Origin of the sequence: Achromobacter sp. JD-1, from assembly GCF_038594925.1 — a bacterium.
Classification (GTDB): Bacteria; Pseudomonadota; Gammaproteobacteria; order Burkholderiales; family Burkholderiaceae_B; genus Achromobacter; species Achromobacter spanius_C.
This window is the reverse complement of record NZ_JBCGCS010000006.1, coordinates 108,864-125,092: the sequence shown is the minus strand read 5'-3', so window position 1 is coordinate 125,092 and position 16,229 is coordinate 108,864. Positions and strand designations below refer to the sequence as shown.

General features: G+C 63.8%; 15 protein-coding genes. 3 read left to right on the top strand and 12 right to left on the bottom strand.

The window, feature by feature from the left end; genetic code table 11:
* Genes WBR68_RS11720 through WBR68_RS11705 form a run of 4 tightly spaced genes read right to left on the bottom strand, consistent with a single transcriptional unit; the run spans window position 1 to window position 3,445 of the window.
* Entirely contained in the window at window positions 1–1,005 is a 1,005-nt protein-coding gene (locus tag WBR68_RS11720; RefSeq protein WP_230694325.1) for a Bug family tripartite tricarboxylate transporter substrate binding protein, read from the bottom strand.
* 51 nt (window positions 1,006–1,056) lie between these two features.
* Entirely contained in the window at window positions 1,057–1,857 is an 801-nt protein-coding gene (locus WBR68_RS11715) for an SDR family NAD(P)-dependent oxidoreductase (RefSeq protein ID WP_050449488.1), read from the bottom strand.
* A 33-nt stretch (window positions 1,858–1,890) separates the two neighbouring features.
* Window positions 1,891–2,460 carry a carboxymuconolactone decarboxylase family protein gene (locus WBR68_RS11710; protein ID WP_050449487.1) on the bottom strand — a complete coding sequence of 190 codons (570 nt, stop codon included), beginning with the start codon at window positions 2,458–2,460 and terminating at the stop codon, window positions 1,891–1,893.
* Between the two features lie 13 nt (window positions 2,461–2,473).
* Window positions 2,474–3,445: a tripartite tricarboxylate transporter substrate binding protein gene (locus WBR68_RS11705; RefSeq protein ID WP_230694324.1), complete on the bottom strand. Its 972-nt coding sequence runs from the start codon at window positions 3,443–3,445 to the stop codon at window positions 2,474–2,476.
* Between the two features lie 154 nt (window positions 3,446–3,599).
* Here WBR68_RS11705 and WBR68_RS11700 point away from each other — a divergent pair, with 154 nt between their 5' ends.
* Window positions 3,600–4,478 carry a LysR substrate-binding domain-containing protein gene (locus tag WBR68_RS11700; protein WP_083447535.1) on the top strand — a complete coding sequence of 293 codons (879 nt, stop codon included), beginning with the start codon at window positions 3,600–3,602 and terminating at the stop codon, window positions 4,476–4,478.
* A 104-nt stretch (window positions 4,479–4,582) separates the two neighbouring features.
* Here the strand turns inward: WBR68_RS11700 and WBR68_RS11695 are convergent, their stop codons facing one another.
* The 4 genes from WBR68_RS11695 to WBR68_RS11680 all read right to left on the bottom strand — a co-directional run bounded on the left by WBR68_RS11695 (window position 4,583) and on the right by WBR68_RS11680 (window position 10,045).
* Window positions 4,583–5,467 (bottom strand): SDR family NAD(P)-dependent oxidoreductase, encoded by an 885-nt coding sequence (locus tag WBR68_RS11695; protein WP_230694405.1) that lies wholly within the window; start codon window positions 5,465–5,467, stop codon window positions 4,583–4,585.
* A gap of 55 nt (window positions 5,468–5,522) precedes the next feature.
* Window positions 5,523–6,791 carry a DUF1254 domain-containing protein gene (locus WBR68_RS11690; RefSeq protein WP_230694323.1) on the bottom strand — a complete coding sequence of 423 codons (1,269 nt, stop codon included), beginning with the start codon at window positions 6,789–6,791 and terminating at the stop codon, window positions 5,523–5,525.
* Window positions 6,792–6,804: 13 nt separating this feature from the next.
* On the bottom strand, window positions 6,805–8,997 hold the full coding sequence (locus tag WBR68_RS11685; RefSeq protein ID WP_230694322.1) for an acetate--CoA ligase family protein: 2,193 nt from the start codon (window positions 8,995–8,997) through the stop codon (window positions 6,805–6,807).
* A gap of 145 nt (window positions 8,998–9,142) precedes the next feature.
* Complete coding sequence (locus WBR68_RS11680; RefSeq protein ID WP_127184408.1) at window positions 9,143–10,045, bottom strand: LysR family transcriptional regulator; 903 nt, start codon at window positions 10,043–10,045, stop codon at window positions 9,143–9,145.
* A gap of 182 nt (window positions 10,046–10,227) precedes the next feature.
* Between WBR68_RS11680 and WBR68_RS11675 the strand changes: the two genes are divergently transcribed.
* Complete coding sequence (locus WBR68_RS11675) at window positions 10,228–11,208, top strand: Bug family tripartite tricarboxylate transporter substrate binding protein (RefSeq protein ID WP_230694321.1); 981 nt, start codon at window positions 10,228–10,230, stop codon at window positions 11,206–11,208.
* A gap of 46 nt (window positions 11,209–11,254) precedes the next feature.
* Here the strand turns inward: WBR68_RS11675 and WBR68_RS11670 are convergent, their stop codons facing one another.
* The gene (locus tag WBR68_RS11670) at window positions 11,255–11,545 is read right to left on the bottom strand and encodes a helix-turn-helix transcriptional regulator (RefSeq protein ID WP_230694404.1); all 291 of its coding nucleotides are present in this window, start codon (window positions 11,543–11,545) and stop codon (window positions 11,255–11,257) included.
* Window positions 11,546–11,874: 329 nt separating this feature from the next.
* On the opposite strand from WBR68_RS11670, the gene WBR68_RS11665 reads away from it, so the two are divergent.
* Complete coding sequence (locus tag WBR68_RS11665) at window positions 11,875–12,150, top strand: winged helix-turn-helix transcriptional regulator (RefSeq protein WP_230694320.1); 276 nt, start codon at window positions 11,875–11,877, stop codon at window positions 12,148–12,150.
* Here WBR68_RS11665 and WBR68_RS11660 read toward each other — a convergent pair.
* The 3 genes from WBR68_RS11660 to WBR68_RS11650 form a co-directional block, all read right to left on the bottom strand.
* Window positions 12,141–14,507 carry a TonB-dependent siderophore receptor gene (locus WBR68_RS11660; protein ID WP_230694319.1) on the bottom strand — a complete coding sequence of 789 codons (2,367 nt, stop codon included), beginning with the start codon at window positions 14,505–14,507 and terminating at the stop codon, window positions 12,141–12,143. The two genes, WBR68_RS11665 and WBR68_RS11660, sit on opposite strands and share 10 nt — an antisense overlap.
* A gap of 202 nt (window positions 14,508–14,709) precedes the next feature.
* The gene (locus tag WBR68_RS11655) at window positions 14,710–15,687 is read right to left on the bottom strand and encodes a FecR domain-containing protein (RefSeq protein ID WP_230694318.1); all 978 of its coding nucleotides are present in this window, start codon (window positions 15,685–15,687) and stop codon (window positions 14,710–14,712) included.
* A complete protein-coding gene (locus WBR68_RS11650) occupies window positions 15,684–16,193 on the bottom strand; it encodes a sigma-70 family RNA polymerase sigma factor (protein ID WP_230694317.1) in 510 nt (169 codons plus the stop codon). The genes WBR68_RS11655 and WBR68_RS11650 overlap by 4 nt, the downstream gene beginning before the upstream one ends.
* Window positions 16,194–16,229 lie beyond the last annotated feature (36 nt).

The window sequence follows — 16,229 nt, the reverse complement described above, 5'->3', positions numbered from 1 at the left end:
TCAGTTTGAGGTGGCGCCGGTTTCTTTGATGATGGCACTCCAGCGCCGGTATTCCGACTTGATCAAATCGCCATACTGGGCGGGCGTGCCGGGTGTGGCCTCGGCGCCCTGCGCATCCAGGCTGGCCTTGAGGGTGGGGTCCTTGATGGCGTCGTTGACGGCCTGGTTCAGCCGGGCGGTCACCTCGGCGGGCATGCCGGCGGGGCCAACAATGCCTTGCCACGTGCCGGAATCGAAGCCGGGGGCAACGGTCTCGGCCAGGGTGGGAACCTCCGGCAGTACCGATACGCGCTTTGCCGTCGTGACGGCCAGCGCTTTCAACTTGCCTTCCTTCACATAGGGCAGGAACGCATTCAGGCTGCCGGACATCATGAATTCAATGCGGCCAGAAAGCAGGTCGGGAAGCGCCGCGGCATTGCCCTTGTAAGGCACGTGCGCGAAGTCCGTTGCGGTCTGGCGCGCGAAAAGAACACTGGTCAGATGATCGATGGTGCCGTTGCCGGACGAACCCATGTTCAGCTTGCCAGGCTTTTCCTTGAGCAGCTTGACGAATTCAACAGCCGTGTTGGCGGAGACGTAGGGGTTGACGATCAACACCAAGGGTACGTTCGCCACGGAGGCGACGGGGGTGAAGATCTTTCCCGGGTCGAGCTTGTCATTGGCGAACAATGCCGGCGATATCGCAATGGACGAACTGTTGTAGAGCAGCGTGTAGCCATCGGCGGGCGCGTTGGCGACCATTTCGGCGGCGATGTTCCCGCCCGCGCCGGGCTTATTCTCGACCACGACCTGTTGGCCCAGTCCGTCGCCCAGGCGCTTGGCGACCAGCCGTGCCAGCACGTCCGTCGGCCCACCTGGCGAGAACGCGACGATCAGCCGGATCGGCTTTTCGGGAAAGGCGCCCGCCAACGCGGGTGCGCCGCCAAACGCCAACAGTGCCGCGCCGGCCAGCGCGTTCAGGATATGCCTGCGCTTGGACAAGAAGAACCGCTTTGAATCATGCATGATGTCTCCTGGGAGGCGCTTTGTGCGCCTCTCTCTTTTCAGTGGGTGAAGTCAGTCGCAGCGCACGCTCATGCCGCCGTCGACGATGATCTCGGTTCCGGTAACGAAGCGGGCTTCGTCAGAGGCGAGGAACAGCGCGGCATTCGCGGTATCTGTGCCGTCTCCCATGAAGCCCAGGGGAATGCGGGCCTGGCGCTCGGCCAGCAGGGCATCCACGTTGCCACCTGCGCGCTGTCCGGCCAGCCGCGCTTCGACCATGGGGGTGTGCATCTGGCCGGGCACTACCGTATTCACGCGGATGTTGTGCTTGGCATATTCCACGGCGACAACGCGGGACAGCTGGATGATGCCGGCCTTGGCCGAGGCGTAGCCGACCTGCGCCGCTCCCGTCCAGCGTATGCCGGAGGTAGACGCGGTGTTCACGATGGCGCCGCCGCCATGGCGTTGCATAACGGGGATGACGTGTTTGCAGGCCAGGAACACGCTCTTCAGATTGAAGTCCATTTGCGCGTCCCAGTCCGCTTCGGACAGGTCCACCGGCCCGCCGCGGCGAGAACCCCCGACGTTGTTGACCAGGATATCGACGCGGCCATAGCGTTCGACGCAAGCCTGCACCATGGCCTGGACGTCGGCGCTGACCGTCGCGTCGCCCGTCCAGGCCGTGATGTCTCCGCCCGCATCCTTGGCGCGTTGCAACGTTTCAGCCATGGCATCCGCGCTTTTGTCCACCGCGAAAACCTTCGCGCCTTCCTGCGCGAAGCGCACCGCGACGGCGCGTCCATTCCCCCAACCCGGACCGACGCAGCCCGCGCCGGTGACGATCGCAACTTTTCCTTCCAGCCTCTTGTTCATGATCTTCGCTCTATCTGTTGATGACGTGCAGTGTTAAGGGTTGGCGCTGTCGGCGGCTTTCAGCTCGTGGGGCTCGCCCTCGGGCGGGTCTATCTGAAAGACATTCAGCGTCATCGAAATCAGGGTGTAGTAGCCGGCCAGCGCCACCAAGTCGATGACGCCGTTCTGGCCAAACATGGCTTCGGCGCGTGCGTAGACGTCGTCGGACACGCGACGTGTCTCGTGCAGCTGCGTCAGGAACTCGTGGACCAAGGCTTCATCGGCTTGCGCAAACGGGATGGGCTTGCCATCGCGCAACGCGTCGATCACCGCTTCGGACACGCCAGCCTTCAACGCGATGGCCTTATGCGCCCACCATTCAAATTCCGAGCCCCACCAGCGCGCTAGCACGAGGATGCCGAATTCGGACAGGCGGGGGGAAAGAGAACTGTCGTAGCGGCAGAACTGGCCCAGCGCCTGCGCGGGTTCGGCCATGGATGGCCGGTGCAGCCACACCGCCAGCGGGCCGCGCACGCGGCCGCGCGGGCCGGAGGCGATGAGGTCATAAATGCGCTTCTGTTCGGCGGACATGTCCTGAACCTGCGGGGGACTGACGCGTGCCATGCTTGCTCCTGAATTATTCGGGCTTGATGCCCAGGTCCTGAACTACCTTGCCCCACTGGGAAATCTCGTTGCGGATCGTGGTGGTGAATTCGGCGGGCGTGCCGCCGGCCGGTTCGGCGCCATCTGCCAACAACTTTTCGCGGGCTTCCGGGGTCAGCAACGCGCGATTGACGGCGGCATTGAGTTTTTCAACGATGGGGGCGGGCAGGTTCTTGGGGCCGATCAAGCCGTACCAGAGCGTGGCGTCATAGCCAGGCATGCCGGATTCGGCGATGGTCGGCACATTGGGTAATGCGGCGATGCGCGTAGCGGTGGTGACGGCCAGCGCCTTCATCTTGCCGGACGCCACGTGCGGCAGCGCGCTGGCGGTGGCCGCGAAATAGAGTTGGACCTGGCCGGCCATCAGATCATTCTGTGCGTTGCCGCCGCCCTTGTAAGGGATGTGCGTCATCTCGACGCCCGCCTTGCGGTTGAACATTTCATTGGCCAGATGAATGACGCTGCCCTGGCCGGAAGACGCGTAGTTGATGGCGCCTGGATGCTTCTTGGCGTAGTCGATCAGCTCGGGCACGGTATTGGGGGCGAAGCCGGGGTTGGCCACCACCAGCAAGGGGCCGCGCGACACCTGCACGATGGGCGTGATGTCCGCGACCGGATCGAACGACATCCGGTAAAGGCTGGGGTTGACCGTGTAGCTGGAGGAAATCAGCGTCAGGGTGTAGCCGTCAGCGGGCGCGTTGCGGCCTGTCTCGACGCCGATCATGCCGCCCGCGCCGGGCCGGTTTTCCACCACGACGGTCTGCTTCAATTCCGCCGTCAGGGCCTGGCCCAGATATCGCGCCAGCAGGTCGGCGCCGCCGCCCGGCACGAACGTCACGATCAGGCGGATGGGGCGTTCGGGATAGTCGGCTTGCGCCACCCCGCTGGCCGCGGCCAGCACGCAAGCGCCAACTGCGGCAAACCATCGAAAATAGGGGCTGCGCATGAAAGTCTCCGATATGAATATTGTTCTATGGAGCGATTCTGCTTATTCTGTGTAATAGCCGTCCAATATGTTTTTCGGATGTCAGTAATTCTTATTTGGAATTACTGAGTTCGGCGGTCCCATTCACGCTTTCCCATTTCTGACGTCCCGCGCCATGGATTTGAAGTCGATGCGCATGTTTCTTGCGCTTGCTGAAGAGCTCCACTACGGGCGGGCCGCCGCGCGTCTTTTCATTTCCCAGCCGCCGTTGACCAAGGCCATCCAGCAGCTGGAAGAACGGCTCGGCGTCACCCTTTTTGACCGCAACAAACGTAGCGTCAAGCTGACGGTGGCCGGCACGGCGCTAGTCCAGGAAGCCCGCAGATTGTTGGCGCAGACGGAACTCTCCATTCGCACGGTGCAGCGCGCCGAACGGGGCGATGCGGGGCACCTGCGCATTGGCTTCGTGGCGGCGGTGCTGTTCATGGATATTCGGGAAGTGGTGCTGGGGTTGGAACGCGATCTGCCCGGCCTGGAAAGCGTATGGGAAGAAATGGGGTCGTCAGAGCAGCTTCAGGCCTTGGAGCAGGATCGCATCGACATCGGCTTCGCCCAGGTTTCTCAGGGCGTGGGCGACATGAAGTCGATACCGGTGGGACGCGTCGGGCTGGTGATCGCACTGGATGAAGGACACCGGCTGGCGCGACGCCGGCGCGTCAAACTGGAAGAGTTGGCTGAAGATGCCTTCGTCGCGATTCCCCGGCACAGCGGGCCAAGCTTTCATGACCTGACAATCGCCGCCTGCATGGAGGCCGGTTTCAGCCCCAGGATCATGCATTACGCCAAACACTTCGTGTCGGTGGTGAGCCTGGTTGCCATGGGGCGCGGCGTATCACTCGTGCCACGGTCATTCGCCCGCGCCGGCGTTCCGGGCGTGGTGTTCAAGGACATCGATGGCCTGGTGGTCGAAGCGGAGTACTCGGCAGTATGGAATCCCGCCAATACCCTGCCACTCCTGCCTCACGTGCTGAGCCTTTTGGGCAGCAAGCACTAGCGCCCGGGGGGCGGCGGCGACTCTCACGCAATTCCAGTCAGCCGGCACGCCAAGCGCGCGCTTTTCGATTGGTATGCCGCGGCCTATGGCCTGAATCAGGCGCATTATCTGCTGCTGCCCCCAGCCAACGCTTTAGCCACTTCATGTCTGGCTTGGTCCCAGCCCGAGGCCGGGCTCATCTGGCCAGCCTGATCCTGCACTTCCGCCAACTTTGCCGGCAGCGTAAGGGCGGGATCGTTGCCATCGGCGATATGAATGCCTTGCGTCATGGTGATCTGGGCGCTTTCGAAACTGCCGCCGCCCGCCAGAAGAATCATGCGCGTGGGAGCGTCCTCGCCCACCAAGGCCAACAACGCGGTACTAACGCGTTCCGGCGTCATTACCGCCTGCGCCTCGGGCGGCAGCAGTCCTTCCGTCATGGCCGTGACCGCGCTGGGGGCGATGCAGTTCACCCGCACATTTCTTGCGGCGCCTTCCAGCGCCAGCGTCTGCATCAGCCCCACCAGCGCCATCTTCGCCGCACCGTAGTTGGACTGACCGAAGTTCCCATATAGCCCTGACGAAGAGGTCGTCATGATGATGCGGCCATAGTTCCGTTCGCGCATTCCCGTCCACACCGCCTTGGTGGCATGGACCGTCCCCATGATATGCACATCGAGTACCAGGCGGAATTCATCCAGCGACATCTTGGCGAAGCTACGGTCACGCAGAACCCCGGCGTTGTTCACCAGGATATCCACCCGTCCGAACTCAGCGACGGCATGCGCAGCCATGGCTTCCATGTCTTCGTAACGGGTAACGTCGCCCTGATGCGCGATGGCGTGACCACCTGCTCGCCGAATTTCCTGGGCCACGGCCTGTGCGGATTCGCCCAGGTCATTCACGACAAGCTGGGCGCCGTGACGCGCCAACTCCAGCGCATGGGTGCGCCCCAGCCCGCCGCCTGCGCCGGTGACTATCGCCACCCGGTTTTTCAAGAAGTTCGACATTGCTTTCCCTTGCGCCGTGGTGATGACATAGACATTTTTTGCATGGATTCTTCCTTCATGCCATACGCCGTACCGGCGGATAAGCAAACGTCCCTTCCAGGTGTGCGCGCGCTGGGGTATAGAGGCGCAGTGTCAGGTAGAAGCCTTCACCCGCGGGCGCAGGCAGCCAGTTGTGCCCATGGCCGGGGTCGTCAGCTTGGATGCGTATGCGCAGCCCGCCATCGGCGTCTTGCAGCAAACCCTGTGTACGGTCACCGATCGAATGACGGCCTATGGGGTTCGCGACCAGCAGGCAGTCGCTGCGCCGGTACAGGGTGATGGACCAAAAGGATGCCACCTGCGGCAAGCCGGATCGTGGAAAGTGCAATTCATAACGATGCGCCCCGCTCAAGGCCAGCCCCTGTTCATCGACTTCCGCCATGATGTACATGGCTTCGTCGATACCCAAGGTGCCGATCCAGTTACGCGCGATGCGGGCTCGGGTAACGAAGTCGTCGCCGAAGTTGTCGCGCACGTTGACAGCGGTCGTCCAGCCGCCGCCAAGTTCAGAAGACTGCGCGACGTCACGCAGTTCCGTGTATACGTCACCCAACGCCTGCTGAAGCAACTCGGGCGCGATCGGCCAGGCGGGCAATGGATGCGCGGATGGATTGCGCGCCAGCATCGTGTCGACCACGCGCGCATACTCCTGTGCCTGGGGCACGCCGGCGCCTCGCTCGTCGATCAAGGTATCGATGCGTGAAAGCGCCGGCGTACCGTCCATGCGAAGTAGGGCGAAACGGTCTTGCAACGCATGGACTTCCGCCAGATCTTGCGCCGTTGCATCGACCAGGATGCGGCCGATGACCCAGACATCATTGCTAGGTGCGCTGATTTCATGCATCCCCGCGGGCACGTTGCCGCGCCAGGCCGGCCCGTGCACGAAGAGTCGCTGCGCCTCGCACCCCGTCATGCGGCGGCCGGCGTAGGCCCAGGGGTTGGTCCAGGCGTCCAGAAAACCCAAGACCCAATAGCGCTGACCCATGGCCGGTACATCAATGACGACGGGGCCCTCGGATAGATCCAGCCAGGCATTGGTGAATAAGGTGTCATTGTTTGGCGTGACGACCTCCTTGTCGTCCGGGCTCCGCAGGCGCCTCGTGTGGGTGAACTGATTCAGCCAGCGCATGCGTGACGAAGGGCTATCGCCGGCAAACCCCTGGGCCGGGTGTTTGCGCGCCGTGTTGGCGGCGCGCATGCGGGCCATCTCGAACAAGGGCAATGTGATCATGACGGCATGGCGAGCGGCCGCTTGCACGCTGGATGCTTCGATATCGTTGTTCATGGTCAAACGACTCTTAGAGAGAAGTGGAGGGCGCCAATGCCGGCGAGCTTGCGTTCGTTGCGGCTGGTGGAGCCGTCAGCAACACGGCGTCAAGCGCCAGCGCGCCCTGGCCCGCGGGCAGCACGACAAACGGATTCAGTTCCACCGATTCAAGCGAGTCTCCCGCGGTTAGCGCAAAACGGGACAAGCGGACGATGGCTTCGGCCAAGGCCTCGACGTCGCAGGGGGGCTTGCCCCGAAAGCCTTGCAACAGCCTTGCGGTCTTGAGCTCACCGACCATCGCGCGGGCCTGATCGATATCGACGGGCGCCAGGCGGAAAGTGACGTCGCCCAGCAGTTCGACCGTCACGCCGCCTGAACCCAGCATGACGACGACGCCCAACGCCGGGTCGCGCCGCGCGCCTAGAATGCATTCGACGCCGCCGCGCACCATGCGCGCGACCAGCACGCCATCTATCCGGGCGTTTGGCGCAAAGGACCGCGCGGCATCCAGGATGCGGGCATAGGCGGTAGCGGCTTCGTCCGCATCATGGATGTTGAGGACCACGCCGCCGACATCGCTCTTGTGCGTGATGTCGGCGGAAAGAACTTTCATTGCCACGGGGAAGCCCAGCGACTGCGCGCCGGCAATGACGTCGTCAGGGCTGTTCGCGCGATGAAACGGGACGATGGGGATACCGTGTGCCGCGAGCATTCTCAGGGCATCGGCTTCGTTGTGAGCCCCGCGTCGCAAGGGACCAGGCGCGGCGCTGGCGTCCGCCGGCGCCGGCATTGCGGCCATGGTGTCAGGCCAGAGCGTTTCCGCGTCCGGGGGGCTGACGCGCTCTTGTTGGTGGATGAAGAACTGCATGGCGGCCATGACCCGCACCGCGCGCGCCGGATCGGTAAAGGACAGGCACCCAGCGGCTTCCAGCGCGCGTTGTTGCGCAGTGTCGGCCAGGGTGCTGAAGATGATCAAGCGTCCGGAAAAGTCGTTGCGCAGCGCTTGCGCCATCTGCTGCTGCAATATCCGCATGGCCGGCGTGGCCCCAAACGCCGCAAGGAATATCAGCAGGCTGCCGTGACCGGCTTCACCCAGCATGATGCGCGCCGTGGCCTCCAGCAGATCCGGCTCGGCGGTGACCTGGCCGGTAATGTCCACCGGGTTATGGGTGGCCGCCAGCGGCACCCGGGCATGGATCATCGCTTGCGCGGCGGCAGGAAGCGCCGTGACCTCCAGTGCCGCGTCAGCGGCCTCGTCGGCCATCATGACGCCCACACCGCCGGACACCGTCAACAAGCCGACCTGCTTGTTGGGTGGCAGCCCGGCCACCGCCAGCCCATGGGCAACGTCGAAGAACTCCTCGATAGTGCGGGCGCGATACGCGCCGTGTTGCCGGAAAAGGGCATCGAAAACCGCGTCGTCGCCCGCCAGCGCGGCGGTATGGGACGCCGCGGTCAAGGCGCCCAGTTCAGTCCGGCCCACCTTGACCACCACGACGGGTTTGCCCGCGGCCCGCGCCAGGTCGAGGGAATCTCTCAGCTTACGGCCATCCTTGCACCCCTCCAGGTAGGCCATGATCACCCGCGTGGCTGGATCGCGTGCCATCCATGCAATGCAATCGGCAACACCGATATCCGACTCGTTGCCGGTGGTGATCCAAGCCGACAGGCCCAGCCCGCGTTCGCGCGCCATCGCGTAGGCATAGGCGCCAAAGGCGCCGCTCTGGCTGACGATACCGACGCAACCCGACTCGTTCGCGCCGGTGGCAACCACGGGCGAAAAGGTGGCATAGACAGCCCGGGCCACATTCATGAAGCCCAGACAGTTCGGCCCCAGCACGCGTATGCCGGCGGCCTTGGCCCTGGCGGCAAACGCAGCCTGGGCCTGCTCGCCTTCCTTGCCCATTTCGGCAAAGCCAGCCGAGAACATGACGATATTCTTCACCCCGGCGGCGATGGCATCATCCAACGCCGCGTCGACGCTGGATGCTGGAATGGCGAAAACGGCAAGATCGATGGGGGCTTCGACCGCCCGCAACGATGGATACGCCCGCTGGCCTTCGATCTGGTCCGCGCGGGCGTTGATGGGATAGATGGCGCCGTCGTAACCGTGCTCTACCAAATAGCGGACGGGCACGGCGCCGATCTTGGCGGGGCTGGAAGACGCACCCACGATCGCAATGGAACGGGGTGAGAGAAAAGAATCAAGGTCGGGCAACGTCATGGGCATCCGATGGCTAAAAGCGGCGACTACCGTTAGCGCGATGACGTCATGTTTTGGCGCGCGGCAGGTCTCCGGGAATAGGCAAAGATACCGGGCGCACTCTTATCAAACAAACTGTGATTTCTGAAGTTTCTATAAGCTAATCTTATTTATCGGCGTTGCGGCTGCCGAAGCGCAAGGCATGGTCCAGAAACCCTTCCACTGCGGGCGAAATCGAACTGCGGGGCCGCACGAAGATGGCGATCCGCCAGGTCACCACCGGCTGCAGGATGGGGCGAAACACCAGTCCGAACCCTTCGACCAGGGGGCGAGCCATGGATGGGCAGATCACGTATCCGGACCGTACCCGCAACATGGCCAAGGCCGTGTTCACCCGGTGGACCGCGACGATGTCCCGAGGGTGACGGCTAGAGGGCACGTTGGCCAGGACATTCAGCGCCAGGTTGGGCATGTAGTTGATCAAGGGCCGCTCACGCAAATCTTTCCAGGTCACCGATTCGCCGCTTGCCAAGGGGTCGTCCGCGCGCAGCGCTGCCCATAAGGGGTCCGCCCGCGCCACGTGCACATCGATTGCGTCGCCCGTCAACACACCCGCGGGTCCAAAGCCGATGTCCGCGCTGCCATTTTGCAGATTGGTCAACACCTGTTCGATGGGAATATCGTCAAAACGCACTTCTATCCCTGGATAAGCCTCGCTGTAACCGGCGATCAGCTCGGGCAGCAACGTGCAGGACAAGGGCTCGGGCGCGGCAACCCGCACCAGTCCGCGCCGCAGCGCCTTCAGATTACTGACCCCCTCCAACGCCTCGTCCAGGTCCGCGAGTACCCGCCGCACCATGGGCTCGAATGCCTCGCCGATTGCCGAGGCGCTGACGCTGCGGGTGTTGCGATCCAGCAGCCGTACGCCCAGCCGGCTCTCCAGCTCCTTGACCAAGCCGCTCAGCGCCGCCTGCGAAAGATGCAGGGTTTGCGCCGCCTCGGAAAAGCTGCCGCATTCCCGTACGGCCAGGAATGCACGCAACTGCCTGAGCGTTACCTCGATTGCCATGACGTCTCCTTTATTTCGCCGATTTCCGGCGGCCTGGAATTTATAACTTTACCCTTTGAATTATCAAGAAAATGAAGTTTGTACTGATAGATTTGCGCCCCTAATATTCCAAAAGATCGCCTCCCCACGCTATCGGCACGGTGCCGGGACGGCGATCACATACCAATAATCAGGAGACTCTTATGAACATGACCAGGCGGGCTTTTATCGGCACGGCCGCGGCAGGGCTGTGCGGCGGCGTGGCGCCGCGCGTTTTCGCTCAGGGCGATTGGCCCGCACGCCCCGTGCGCATCATTTCCCCGTATGGCGTCGGCGGCCCCAATGACCTGTCGGCCCGCCTGATCGCGGAATACCTTGGCCGTCGCCTGCACCAGTCCTTCATCGTCGAAAACAAGACGGGGGCGGGCACCCGGGTGGGCAATGAATTCGTTGCCCACGCGCCGGCTGACGGCTACACACTGCTGTATGGCGCGGCGCCATACGCCACGTTGGAAGCCCTGTACGGCAAGCTTGGCTACGACCCCAAGAAAGACCTGCAGGCGGTCGCCATGGCGGCGACCGTGCCATTGTTCTTGATCGTGAATGCCGAGTCGCCGGCACGGACAGCGCAGGAGTTGATCGCCTTAGGCAAATCGCAGGCCAACGGGCTGACTTTCGGTACACCGGGCACCGGTTCGCTTCCTCACCTTGCCGCCGAATTGTTTCTGCGTGACGCCGACGTCAAGGGTCTGAGCGTGCAATATCGCGGCGACGTCCCTGCGTATACGGATCTGCTTGCAGGCCGGCTCGACGCGACGCTGACCGCCATCACCGCCGCGCTACCGCACATCCAGGCAGGCAAGCTGCGGGTATTGGGCGTGGCGTCGGCGGCACGCAGCAAGATCTACCCGGACGCGCCGACCTTGCGCGAACAAGGCCTGGCCAACGTGGTCGCCTCCGGCTGGTACGGATTCCTGGCTCCCGGCGGGACGCCTGCCGCCGTCGTCAGCCGCCTTGACATGGAAATCAACGGCGCGCTCAACAACGCGGACGTCCAGCGCAAGTTGCTGGCGCAGGGCATGGAAGCCCGTCCCGGCAACGCGGCGGACTTTGCCGGCTTCATCGATAGCGAAATGAAAAAGTGGAGCGGCGTCATCAAAGAGGCGAAGATCAAGGGAGAGTGAGCGCCAAGCCCGGCGAGGATGCTCGCTGGCTGCCTAGCCTCGCACCTCATCCCGACTTTCCACCCCTGCGAAACTTCGCCGGCGTCATCCCCATTTCACGTCGATACACTCGACTAAAAGCAGCCGGCGACTCGTAGCCAACTTGGCTAGCCACGTTGGACAGAGCGTGATTCTCCTGAAGCAACCGGCTCGCGCAGTGCATCCGCCATCCGGTCAGATAGTCCAGCGGTGATTGGCCGACCACGGCCTTGAATCTGGCAGCAAAACCAGAGCGCGACATGCCGGCCGTGCGCGCCAGCGATTCCGCCGTCCAGTCCTGGGCCGGGGCGTCGTGCATCGCTTCCAATGCCAACGCCAGGTGGCGGTCGGCCTACGGTGGGCAAGCTGCTGCTGCACATGGCTTGAAACTGAAGGCGCTGTAGCTCGCGGGCGTGAGAGTCAGATGTCGGCTGGTTTGGTTGTGGTTTCACCGATGTTTGATGGGTTTCGCGCGGTAGGTGTTGCGGCATTTGCGAAGGCCTTCTCGCGCTGCACCCATCCTACGGGCGTGAATTGCGTGAATTGCGTGAATTGTAGGATGGGTGCAGCGCGTCCTATCGCCGACAAGAACATCGCTGCCTATCGCGCGAAACCCATCGCGCGGTGTCGTCCACACGCTAGGCGTGTATGGCAGCCGAAATCGGCAGACGCATGCACGGGGTGACGCAACGCATGTTGACGCGCACCTTACGGCAGCTGGAGCGTGATGGCCCGGTGCTGCGCCATGATTTCGACGAGACGCTTTCCAGAGTGGAGCACCAGATCTCGGACTCGGGCACGGAGCTGCAGGTCCGGATGATCCCGTCGTGGACCTGGGGCGTCGAGAATGCGGATGGCTTCAGGCAAGCGCGGCAGAAGTTCGATCGACAGCAGCCACCGCGCCCACCCTCGTTTCAATACTGATACCGCAACGTCAACATCACACTACGCGGTTGCCCGTAGTAGTTCTGCCGCGACGCGCCGCCGAGCTTCTCGTAGTACTTACGATCGAACAGGTTGTCGACCGTCAGCGTGCCCTCAACGTGGCGGTTGTAGCGGTAACCAATCTGGGCCGACACGACCGCATAGCTGCCCTGGTCCCAACGCACGTTGCCGCTTTGCAGATAATTCCCGCTGTTCCAGCGCACGCCCGTGCCCACGCTAAAGCCTTGCAGCGTCGGTTCGCTAAACCGGTAACGCGTCCACAGGTTGATGGCGTGGCGCGGGGTGATCGTGCTGTACGACAGTCCTTCCGTGGCCGCGGCCGCCTCCAGGTACTTGGTCTGCGTGTAGGCATAGCCCGCCACGATGTCCCAGTTGGGCAGGGGCGAACCACTGATCTCGGTTTCGAAGCCCTGGCTGCGCACCTTGCCCGCCGCCACCGAATACATGGGGTTGTTCAGGTCGCTCATTGCGCGGTTGCGGTCCACGATCTGGAACAGTGCGGCATGCGCGTTGAGCCTGCCGTCCATGAACGCACCCTTCAAGCCGGTTTCGATCTGGCGTCCCACGCGCGGCGACAGCGTGTTGCCTTGCGCGTCGATGTCGGTTTGCGGCTGGAAGATGCTGGTGTAGCTGGCGTAGGCGGACACTTGCGGCGTCAGGTCGTAGACCAAGCCGGCGTACGGCGTGGTGCGCGCGGCGATGCGCGTTTCGGTCTGGCTGAAGTCGCCGAAGTACTGGTTGGCGTTGCGCGCGTCGTTCTTCCACCAGCCCAGACGAGCACCCGCGATGAACTTCAAATTGTCGGTCGCCTGGAAGTTCGCCCGGGTATACAGGCCGAACTCGCTGGTGCGCCCGTCGTTGCCGTTGACCTGTTCCATGTCGGGCATGGGCATGTCGATGACGGGCTCGTAGACGTTGGTTGGGAACAGCGTGCCGCCGCCGTAATTGAACTGCTTGCGCGTGTAGCTGTAGTCAGCGCCCACCAGCAGGCTGTGTTCGCGGCCGAAGGCTTCAACCGGCAGGTTCAGGTGGGCGTCCGCGCCGGTGGTTTTCCAGTGATTGCGGTATGACCAGGCAATAAGATTGGTATCGCCGGTAAGCGGGTCGACGGCTCGGTTGGACCAGGTGGTCTGGCGCGTGGGCGTATCGGTATCGCGATGGAACACGCTTGCCTTGACCACGCCACCGCCTTCAAGCCGGTGTTCCAGGTCGGCAAAGAACTCGGTGGATTCCTCTTCGATGCGGTTCCATTCCGCGCTGAGGTTGGTGCCACGGCGCACGTCAAGCAGCGAGCCATCGGCATAGGCGGGCAGGCCGAACGCCGGGGTCGTGCGCGAGCGTTGATGCGTGATGCCGGCCGCCAGCGTGGTGTGCGGCGTCAGGTCGGCCTCGATGATGCCGTAAAGGGTAGGGCGCTCGGAATTCACGCGGTCCACGAACGAACCGCGATCTTCATAGGCCGCGATGAAGCGGCCGCGAAGCTTGCCCTCGCTATCGAAGGGTGTGCTCAGGTCGGCCACGGCCCGGTAGTAATCCCACGACCCCACGCTGGCCTGCGCGCCGAAGGCGAATTCCTGTAGCGGGCGCTTGCGCACCAGATTCACGCTGCCGCCAGGTTCACCGGTGCCTTGATACAGCCCGGACGGGCCGCGCAGCACTTCAATGCGGTCGTAGATGGCAAGGTCGAAGCCCGCCGACAGGTTGCCCGCGCCGGCCGGTGCGCGCAGGCCGTCAAACTGGATCGTATCCAGCGTATAGCCGCGCGAAATAAAGCTGGAAATATTGCCGCCGCTGGAAAGCGTTTCAACGGTGATGCCGGTCACGTTGCGCATTGCGTCCGACAGGCTATTCAAGTTCTGGTCATCCAACTGCTGGCGCGTCACGACCGACACCGACTGCGGAATTTCCCTGAGCGTCTGCGTGCCCTTGCCCAGCGTGACGGCATTGCTGGTGTACGAGTCGGTGCCTTCACTGGTGGCGGGCGTTGCCGCGCCCATGACGGTCACGGCCTCTAGCTGCGTGACGCCGCCTTGCGGCGCGGCCTGCAAGGCATAGGTGCCCGCGGCGCTGGGCACGGCGCGATAGCCGGTGCCCGCAAGCAGGCGGTCGAAGCCTTGCTGCACGCTCATCTCGCCCGAGATGCCCGGGCTTTGGCGGCCAGCCAGCCAGGCGGGATCGTAGACGATCTGTACGCCGGCCGCAGCGGCATAGCGCGCCAGTACGGTATCGAGCGTGCCCGCGCCGATCTCCACGGCGCGCACTTGCGAGCTGGGCGTCGTGCCGCGCTGTGCCACCGACTGTGCTGCGGTCTGCGCGCCCGCCGTTGCACTCGCCATGGCGGTGCACCAAAGCGCCGACCAGATCATTGCCTTGCGGGGTGCTTTGCCCCGCGTTGCGCGTACACGTGCCATCACTCTTTCATCCTTTCATCGTCAAGCAAGAAGCGCCCGCATCCCCTCGATGCGGTTTCACTACCTACTCCGCACGACAACGAAAAAGTGATCACCTGAATGCAAATTATTTTTATTGCGCGTCAGATCAAGCGCCCGCCGGCCCGACCGATACCCAGTAGCGCGTGACACGTTGCACGGCAATAGGCAGACGTTCGGCCAACGCGCGCAGGGCGGCATCGGTGTCGCGTAGCGACAGGGCGCCCGACACCCGCAGGTTGGCAACCTGGGGCGAGCAGCGCAGGATGCCCGGGCGATGCCGAGCCAGCTCGGACACCACATCGGCCAGGCGCTGGTCGCGCACGACCAACATGCCTTGTTCCCAGAGCGCCGCGCTGTCGTCCACCGGCGCGATCCCGCCGGCCTGGGCTAGCGTGAAGCTGCCGCGCTGCCCCGCGTCGATGCGCAAGGGGGCGGCCTGCGCGGGGCGCGCCAGTACGGCGTGTTCAAACACCATGACCTCGGTGCGATCATCGATCAAACGCACCGAAAAGCGCGTGCCCAATGCCTGCACCTCGCCCTGCGGGGTCTGGACTATGAACGGTCGGTAGGTGGATTGCGGTTCCTGTCCGGTGGTCACCATGACCTCGCCCGCCATCAGCACCAGACGGCGCTCAGCAGTGCCAAAGCGCAGGTCGACGGCGCTGCCGCTGTTCAGTACCAGCCGCGTGCCATCGTCCAGCACGCGTGTCAGTTGTTCGCCCGCGGCGGTGCGCATGTCCGCGCGCCAGGCGGGCGCTTCGCGCCACGCCATCCAGCCGACCGGCGCCACAACGCCCAGGCCCAGCGCCACGCGCAGTACGGCGCGGCGGCCTTGCCGCTTGCGGGTGGCGCGCAGCACGTCATGGCCGATCTGGGCGGGCAGGCCGTCAAACGCGCCCAGCACCTGCTCGGCACGTGCCCAAGCCTGCGCATGAGCTTCGTTCTGCTCAAGCCAACGTTCGAATGCTCGTCGGGTGGTCGCATCGGCGGGTTCGTAGCGCAGCCGGATCACCCAGTCGGCCGCTTCTTCCAGCAACCGGTCGCTGGGCATGGCCGTCATGGCGTTGCTGCCCAGCGCGCTCATGCGGCAACGGCCATGCAGGCCATCAAGGCCTTGCGCAGATGGCGCCGTACCGTAATCACGGGTTTGCCGGTTTGCTCGGCGATCTCTTGCAAGGTAAGACCGTCCAGCTGCGCCAGCAGGAACATGTCGCGCGTGGCCGCAGGCAGGCGCTGCAGCATGGCGTCAATTGCCACCAGGGTCTGCACGATGATGAGGCCCGTTTCCGGCGGCGGCACTTGCGGTTCGGGCAGATGCGCGATGGCGTCCAGGTAGGCTTGCTGCACCGCGCGGCGGCGCCAATGGTCAACCAGCAACCCCTTGGCAATATGCGTGATCAGGGCGCGCGGTTCCTCGCGCAACACGGGTGGGCGGCGGGCGGCCATCAGCCGCAAGAACGTGTCCTGCGCCAGATCGGCCGCGTCGCCGCTGTTGCCCAGCTTGCGATGGAGCCAGCCTTGCAGCCAGCCATGGTGATGGCGATAAAGCTGCTCGACGGCGGGGAGGGTAAAAGAGTCGGGTGATGGCAAGATGCCCGGAAGTTTACCGAATGCGAATAAGAAATA

What these genes read in the sequence shown, in the direction of transcription:
- WBR68_RS11720 (WP_230694325.1), bottom strand. Translation starts at nt 1,005, where the DNA reads ATGCATGATTCAAAGCGGTTCTTCTTGTCCAAGCGCAGGCATATCCTG.
- WBR68_RS11715 (WP_050449488.1), bottom strand. Translation starts at nt 1,857, where the DNA reads ATGAACAAGAGGCTGGAAGGAAAAGTTGCGATCGTCACCGGCGCGGGC.
- WBR68_RS11710 (WP_050449487.1), bottom strand. Translation starts at nt 2,460, where the DNA reads ATGGCACGCGTCAGTCCCCCGCAGGTTCAGGACATGTCCGCCGAACAG.
- WBR68_RS11705 (WP_230694324.1), bottom strand. Translation starts at nt 3,445, where the DNA reads ATGCGCAGCCCCTATTTTCGATGGTTTGCCGCAGTTGGCGCTTGCGTG.
- WBR68_RS11700 (WP_083447535.1), top strand. Translation starts at nt 3,600, where the DNA reads ATGGATTTGAAGTCGATGCGCATGTTTCTTGCGCTTGCTGAAGAGCTC.
- WBR68_RS11695 (WP_230694405.1), bottom strand. Translation starts at nt 5,467, where the DNA reads ATGTCGAACTTCTTGAAAAACCGGGTGGCGATAGTCACCGGCGCAGGC.
- WBR68_RS11690 (WP_230694323.1), bottom strand. Translation starts at nt 6,791, where the DNA reads ATGAACAACGATATCGAAGCATCCAGCGTGCAAGCGGCCGCTCGCCAT.
- WBR68_RS11685 (WP_230694322.1), bottom strand. Translation starts at nt 8,997, where the DNA reads ATGACGTTGCCCGACCTTGATTCTTTTCTCTCACCCCGTTCCATTGCG.
- WBR68_RS11680 (WP_127184408.1), bottom strand. Translation starts at nt 10,045, where the DNA reads ATGGCAATCGAGGTAACGCTCAGGCAGTTGCGTGCATTCCTGGCCGTA.
- WBR68_RS11675 (WP_230694321.1), top strand. Translation starts at nt 10,228, where the DNA reads ATGAACATGACCAGGCGGGCTTTTATCGGCACGGCCGCGGCAGGGCTG.
- WBR68_RS11670 (WP_230694404.1), bottom strand. Translation starts at nt 11,545, where the DNA reads ATGCACGACGCCCCGGCCCAGGACTGGACGGCGGAATCGCTGGCGCGC.
- WBR68_RS11665 (WP_230694320.1), top strand. Translation starts at nt 11,875, where the DNA reads ATGGCAGCCGAAATCGGCAGACGCATGCACGGGGTGACGCAACGCATG.
- WBR68_RS11660 (WP_230694319.1), bottom strand. Translation starts at nt 14,507, where the DNA reads ATGGCGAGTGCAACGGCGGGCGCGCAGACCGCAGCACAGTCGGTGGCA.
- WBR68_RS11655 (WP_230694318.1), bottom strand. Translation starts at nt 15,687, where the DNA reads ATGAGCGCGCTGGGCAGCAACGCCATGACGGCCATGCCCAGCGACCGG.